The sequence below is a fragment of the Psychrobacillus sp. genome (assembly GCF_056205495.1).
The window spans coordinates 1-7,367 of the sequence record NZ_JBAEAP010000499.1 but is presented as its reverse complement, the minus strand read 5'-3'; the positions used below and the strand labels follow the sequence as shown (position 1 = coordinate 7,367).

5 protein-coding genes are annotated in these 7,367 nt (G+C 35.7%); 4 read left to right on the top strand and 1 reads right to left on the bottom strand.

Features of this window, described 5'->3' with window-relative positions:
• The 3 genes from AC06OU_RS14255 to AC06OU_RS14245 all read left to right on the top strand — a co-directional run.
• Nucleotides 1-849 (top strand): HAMP domain-containing sensor histidine kinase (locus AC06OU_RS14255; RefSeq protein ID WP_475856663.1); only part of this gene is annotated, 849 nt, incomplete at its 5' end.
• Nucleotides 850-890: 41 nt separating this feature from the next.
• Nucleotides 891-2,090, top strand: coding sequence for a PepSY domain-containing protein (locus AC06OU_RS14250; RefSeq protein ID WP_475856661.1), 1,200 nt, complete (start codon nucleotides 891-893; stop codon nucleotides 2,088-2,090).
• 373 nt (nucleotides 2,091-2,463) lie between these two features.
• Nucleotides 2,464-3,432, top strand: coding sequence for a carbohydrate kinase family protein (locus tag AC06OU_RS14245; RefSeq protein WP_475856659.1), 969 nt, complete (start codon nucleotides 2,464-2,466; stop codon nucleotides 3,430-3,432).
• A gap of 81 nt (nucleotides 3,433-3,513) precedes the next feature.
• On the opposite strand, the gene AC06OU_RS14240 is transcribed toward AC06OU_RS14245, so the two are convergent.
• The gene (locus AC06OU_RS14240) at nucleotides 3,514-4,485 is read right to left on the bottom strand and encodes a proline dehydrogenase family protein (RefSeq protein WP_475856657.1); all 972 of its coding nucleotides are present in this window, start codon (nucleotides 4,483-4,485) and stop codon (nucleotides 3,514-3,516) included.
• A gap of 226 nt (nucleotides 4,486-4,711) precedes the next feature.
• On the opposite strand from AC06OU_RS14240, the gene AC06OU_RS14235 reads away from it, so the two are divergent.
• Entirely contained in the window at nucleotides 4,712-7,027 is a 2,316-nt protein-coding gene (locus tag AC06OU_RS14235; RefSeq protein WP_475856655.1) for a 5'-nucleotidase C-terminal domain-containing protein, read from the top strand.
• Nucleotides 7,028-7,367: the final 340 nt, after the last annotated feature.

The window sequence follows — 7,367 nt, the reverse complement described above, 5'->3', positions numbered from 1 at the left end:
ACTTTAGGTAATATCATTACTAAACCTATAAATAAATTAATTAAAACCATGTCCCAAAGCAGGATGTCAGGTAAATATCAAAAAATAGAGTTAAGTAAAAATCGTAAGGACGAAATGACTCAGATGGGAATAGCGTTTAATGAAATGATGGAGCAGCTAGAGGAAAACTACAATAAGCAGGAGCAGTTTGTTTCTGACGCCTCTCATGAATTAAAAACTCCACTCACTGTCATTGAAAGCTATGCAAAGCTATTGTCTCGTCATGGCTTCAAAGACAAAGCAATTGCAGAGGAATCGGTAAATGCAATCATTCATGAAACGGCAAGAATGAAAGAGATGATTTCTCAAATGTTGTTACTAGCTAAAGGGAATGGACAACATACTCAAAAGTCGGAAACAATTGATTTGTATGAGCTGGTGGAAAATACCTTGCAATCTATGCGCACTGCTTATAATCGTAAATTTATATTAAAAGGTGATGGCCCTGTCTACGTGAACACGGATATGGAGCAGCTAACACAGCTTCTTTTTATTATTCTAGATAATGCGAGGAAATACAGCGAAAAAGAAATTAAGACAACAATTACCGAGGAAGAAAATCATACAGTAGTCGCAATTTTAGACTATGGGAACGGTATTCCTAAAAAAGATCTTGATTATATCTTTGACCGATTTTATCGTGTCGACGAGGATCGAAATAGGAAAACAGGTGGAACTGGTCTTGGATTGTCCATTGCAAAAGAGATTGCCAACCGTTTATCTCTCGAATTGGAAATAGATAGCACAATTGGGTTTGGTACTACTATTTATATTTTTATTCCAAAAACTCCAATTCTCATCAATTTTTAATGTTTGTCTTTTAAAATAGAATTGGGGGGAGGGAAGCATGAATGAAATTTACTAAAATCAAAAAATATACATTGATTTTTGTGTCAGTGATCGTCATTGTAGGCACTGGGTTTTTGTTTAATGTTACCCAAACGAACCGGCAATCTATGTCAGAGAATGATGTTCGTTCCCAGCTAGAGCAATTGTATGATGCAGAAGTAACTGATATAACGTTAAAAGAAAATGTATACAAGGCTGTTATTACAAAAGGTGGCTCTGTTTATTTAGTAGAGGTTAACTCTACAAATGGAGATATTTACACAATGGAGCAGACGAATGAATATATGTTAACAGGTATTTCTCAGCCTGTTGAGCAATCGGAATTCGCCACATATAGTGATACTTTTGAAGTTAGGGAATATCCATTAACTAGTAATATACGTAAAAAAGAAACTAACAATAACATTGTAGTAGAAATGAGTCCCATTACGCAAATACAGGTAAAAGAGGACACAATGAGCATGGTTAATAAAGTAGAAACCGCTCAAGCGACTGAAATGAAGTTGATTAAGTCTAGTATTTCAGCCACTTCTTCAATCCAAGAAAAGTTAAGTGATTCTAAAGTAGACAAGCCAATTACAGAAGTAATTAAAAATGCAATAAAGGATGTCTTGAAAACCGAGCCTGTGAAAACAGAGGAAGTTAAAAAGGAACCAGTCAAAGTTGAGGTTGCCAAGTCTGATGAGGGCAAGGCTGATTCTAAGGCAGAGGCTGCAACTGATTCTATAGAAGGTACTAAAACAGACTCTTCTAAAACAGAACCAACCAAAACAGAAATAACCAAGACGGAAACTACTAAAAATGAAACCTCCAAAGTGGAGACTGTAAAAGTAGAATCTACTAAGGTAGAGACTAGCAAGACAGAAGAACCGAAAAAAGAGGAAGCTAAAAAGGAAGAGCCAGACGCAAGCTCTTCTAGTAATAATAAAACACAAACTGAAACCAAAAAACCTGACGAAGCGAAGCAGGAAAGTACTACTACCGTGTTAATTACTCCGGAGCAAGCAACTAAAATAGCCCAGCAACAATACAAGGGAACCATAGATAGCAATTCCTTTATAAAAACAAATGAAGGTGGCTACTATTTAATAGTGATGCAAACCGCAGATGGTAACTCGAAGGATAGTAAGGATAAAAAAACAAAAGCGACGATCCAGGTACATGCAATCTCTGGAAAAATATTATCTGTAACATGGGAATAAAAATTCTCATCAATTTCTAATAAAACTCTCTGTGTATTCTCATTTAGTTCAGATATGATGAATATATAGAAAAATTATCTTTAATGTTGTTGAACGAGTTTTGAAGGAGCTCTTTCTCCAACTTAGTATAATCGGGGATATCTAACACACGAGCGATAAAACGATGTGGAAGTACGAAGGCAAAAAACTTACGGCGTATTAAATATACCTTGAGCGATAACAAGGAAAAAGCACCTCATTCTACCATCCCCGTAGAATGAGGTGTTTTTTATTTACATTTTATCTTTTTTGGAAAATAGTATATCCTTTATTTAATAGAAGAAACAGTTTTAAATTCATAGTTTACAATACTCTAATAGAGGTGATTACACATATGTATGACGTGGTAGCATTAGGTGAGATATTAATCGACTTTACTCCATATGGGCAATCCGACAATAAAAATGCGTTATTTGAAAGAAATCCGGGTGGAGCCCCAGCGAATGTATTGGTTATGCTTAGTAAACTTGGGCTAAAAACATCCTTTATCGGTAAAATAGGGGCAGATGACTTTGGGACGTTTCTTAAGGAAACTTTAGTATCTAATCATGTAGATACGACTGGTGTAGTGACAACTGGACAAGTCAATACGACCTTGGCCTTTATTCATCTCCATCCTGATGGTGACCGTTCTTTTAGTTTTTACCGTAAACCAGGTGCTGATATTACTTTAGAGGAACAAGAAGTGAACTACGAAATAATCGATAAAGCAAGATTATTTCATTTTGGCTCCGTTTCCATGACTAGTGAACCTGCGAGACAAGCTACTCTTAGTGCAGTTCAATATGCAAAAAACAAAGGGATACTAATTTCATACGACCCTAATTTGCGTGAAAGTCTATGGGACGATCTAAGTGAAGCGAAGAAAGTCATCTCTGATAGTATGCACTTTGCAGACATCCTAAAGGTATCTGAAGAAGAGCTTCACTTTTTAACTGACACAATGGACTATGAAAATGGAACTGAAATATTAAGTAGAAACTATGGAATTCCATTGATTTTGGTGACTTTGGGCGAGAAGGGATGCTTTTTTAGATATAGGGATAACACAGAAATGATTCCACCTTACGTAGTAGAAGCAATTGATACAACCGGATCAGGAGATGCTTTTTGTGGGGCTTTACTATACAAAATTTTAGCAGAGGCTAATATGGAAAATTTGAATATAGACAAGCTAAAATCTAGTGTGCTCTTTGCTAATGCAGCAGGAGCATTAGCTGCGACAAAAAGAGGCGGAATACCTGCTCTTCCTGAATTGAAGGATATTTATCAGTTACAAGAGGGCAGTCGTAACGAAGTTTAATATTAGCTTTAAATAAAAAAAGTGAAATCAAGTTGCTGATTTCACTTTTTTTATTTAGTGACTAGATTGTCCTGTGCAGTATTATTTTTTTCTTTTTGTCAATCTTCCTAGGGCAAATGCACCTGCTGCAAGACCGATCATAGTGTTAGTTTTTTTGTTAAACACTTGTTTTACGACAAGGTTCATGTTTGCAGGTCGTTCAGCAAGACGTCTCATGAAGTAACCGTACCAGTCTTTTCCGAAAGGTACATATGTGCAGAAGTTAAAGCCTTCTTTTGCTAGTTGTAACTGCATATCAGTACGGAAACCATATAGCATTTGGAATACAAATTTATCATGTGAAATATTATTATCAATTATAAATTGCTTGATATGATTGATGACATTATGATCATGTGTTGCGATAGAAGTGAATTTACCATTTAATAAGTGCCACTCAATTAGCTCTATATAATTTTGGTCAATTTCCTCTTTTGTTTGATAAGCTACGTCTGCAGGTTCTTTGTAAGCTCCTTTTACAATTCGTAGACGGAAGTTTTTATATTTTTGAATATCTTCAGCTGCTCTAAAGAAGTATGCTTGGATAACTGTTCCAACTTGATCATATTCCTTAGATAGCTCGTCCAATATGTCAAAGGAAGGCTGTAAATGTTTGTTAGATTCCATATCGATATTAATGAATGTATTATATTTTTTTGCGACTGCAATTATATCTTTTAAATTTTGTAAAGCAAAATCATAATCTATATCCAATCCTAATTGGGATGGTTTTAATGAGATATGAGCATCAACCTGATGTTCCTCTATTGCTTCAATCACTGCGATAATTTGAGCTTTGGCTTCTAAAGCCTCTTCTTTTTCAAAGACAAATTCCCCTAAATTATCTACCGTACAAGAGATACCTTGAGCATTAAGCTTTTTAATACTTTCCATCGTTTCTTCGATATTAGTCCCAGCTACAACATGTTGGGCACCCATTTTTAAACCATACTTTTTAGCGGCCCCATTTAATACTTGGTTTTCTGATAATGTCATAAAAATATCTTTTAACATGATGATACTCCTATCTCTATTGTGATAATTAATTATAGCATATAACACCTTTTTTCGTGCAAGTAGGACAAATAACCTCATACACCGAATGCAAATAATCACTATTTTTACCTTTTTTTAAATAATTAGAAAATGTCTTGCGTAAATAGTCGAATTGAGATAACTTTTAGTAGTATATGAATCTATTAATAGGAGCATTTATACACATAATACTAGGAGGTAAGACATGAGAAACAAGAAAATTAAACAAACGGCAGTAGCAGCAATCGTAGCTACATCATTATTCTCAGCTTCAAGCATTTCCTTCGCAAGTACATCTTTTCAACAGGTAGTAGATAATGCCAGAAAAGACATCAAACAAGCATCCTATTCTTATAACACACCTGCTCAAGCAGGGAAATTGGCAACGAGCAAAGAGTTGTATCCTATTTTAAATAAAGCTAAAGCTAATTATCAAAAGGCAAGAAATGAAATTAATAAATCCAATGTAAAAAATAAGGCTGCACTTTTAAAAAGTCTAGATGAGTTATATACAGAACGAGTGACAAAAGGACTTATTCCTTATATCGATGCGTATAACTATGCAGACAAATATTTAACACCAATTATGAAAGAAATTGAAGCTGCTGAAGCGGGTAACGACTGGGAAAAAATTGAGAAAGGCTATCATAAGCTTTCTGCTCAACTAAAAACAAGAACGGCAATTCTATACCGTTTTACAGGAAGAGATGCTCGTCATCTATTGCTAACTCAATATAAGGATCCAGCTAATGAATTGAGAAATGACTTAATGGTTCCAGTAACAGTTTATATGAAGGTTAATCAAGCACAAGCATTGCTAACTGCAGGTAAAACAGAGGAAGCAAACAAAGTAATTGCAACTATCCAACCACTTCTAGACAGACTGCCGAATGACAAGGAGCTTCCAGCGGTCAAACAGCTTTTAGAGATGGTTCACGCATTGGCAGATAATGTAGATGCAGATTTCACTCTTTCTGTCATGCATGTAAATGACACACATGGCCACGTAGAAAAAGGACCGAAGCGTGTCACTGCAGTGAAAGAATATAGAGCTCTTCATCCAGATGCGCTCCTTGTAGATGCAGGAGATGTATTAACTGGTACACTTTACTTTAATGAATTCAAGGGACAAGCAGACTTAGAAATTATGAATATCATGGACTATGATGTGATGACATTTGGTAACCATGAATTTGACTTAGGTTCTTCTCCTGAAGGGCATAAAGCTTTAAAAGAATTTATCGAGAAGTCCAATTTCCCATTTGTTAGCTCGAATGTAGATTTCTCTCAAGATGAATTATTCACTGGATTGTTTAATGTGAAAGTATCGTCTGACCCTAAAAATGGACAAATTTATAGTGGTATCGTAAAAGAAATTAATGGTCAAAAAGTTGGTATCTTTGGTTTAACGACTGCTGAAACAGAAGGAATCTCAAGTCCAGAAAAAGTGAAATTTACAGACTACATTAAAGCGGCTCAAACGATGGTAGATGAGTTTGAAAAACAAGGAATTAATAAGGTAATGGCAGTTACTCATATTGGTTATGATGACAACCCGGCAGTAGATAATGATTTGATGCTAGCAGCCGCTGTTACAGGAATTGATGTAATTGTTGGTGGACACAGTCATACACAGCTGGACAAGCCTGTGATTGTTAATAAAGACAGTAAGGGTGCTGAGAAGGATCCTACCGTGATTGTTCAAGCATATCAATATAGTGAGTTCCTAGGAACTTTGCAGATAGACTTTGATAAAGACGGAAAAGTAATAGCTCATGAAGGTGCTTTAATCCCGATAAAAGATCAAAAAGATGATGAGGAAGCCCTTAAGCTTATCGAAAAGTACTCCACTAAAGTTCAAGAGGTTAATTCAAAAGAAATTGGAGTAACTCTAGATAAAGATTTAGAAAATCTTCGGGTAAGTGGAGATGATTCACAGCCAAGTGTACGTAAAAACGAAACGATCCTAGGCAATATAATTACAGATGGAATGTTAGCAAAAGCTAAAAAATATGACAATAAAGTTATCATGGCACTTCAAAACGGTGGAGGAATTCGTTCAGATATAAAGGCTGGCCCAATCACGGTTGGTGATGTGATTACCGTACTTCCATATGGTAATACATTAGCGACAATGGAAATCAGTGGAGCTGACCTGAAGGCTGCATTTGAAATCAGCTTTAAATCTTATCCGAAGGAAAACGGTGGTTTCTTGCATATAGCAGGAGGTAAGGTAGAATTTGACTCATCGAAGCCAGTTGGACAAAGAGTTGTATCTATTAAATACTATGGTGCTGATGGTAAATTAGTAGACGTGAAGGATACAGAGACATATGTAGTTGCTACCAATGCATTTACAGCTAAGGGTGGAGACAGCTACGATGTTTTCGAGAAAATCTATAAAGCTGGTAAAGTAACTGACCTGGGTCTTTCTGATTGGGAGAATTTAAGAGAACAGTTTGAGTCACTTGATAAAATTCCTACGGAAATTGAAGGTAGAATTGTGGATGTAAAAAAATAGTTTTAGCTTTTTTAACCCCTATCTATTTTAGATAGGGGTTTTTAGATGGAAGTAAGAAGGAGGGAGCAAGTAGACGTAATATGCGTTAAAAAGGTTTGTTTATCGAAGAATCATCGAAAAAACACATGACAAAAGGGCTGTAAGTGTAGTTTGCACTTACAACCCTTTTTTAAATGAAGATATTTTCTAAGCTTTAAATTCCCACAGGTTCTCAGTGAATTTCTTTATAGATTCTAAGTTAGGCTCGTAGCCTATCCCATAGCCTGTCGGCACTGTAATATATCCATCCTTGGCAACGACTTCAGGAGTAATAATATCCTCCTCCCAATAACGGGATGAA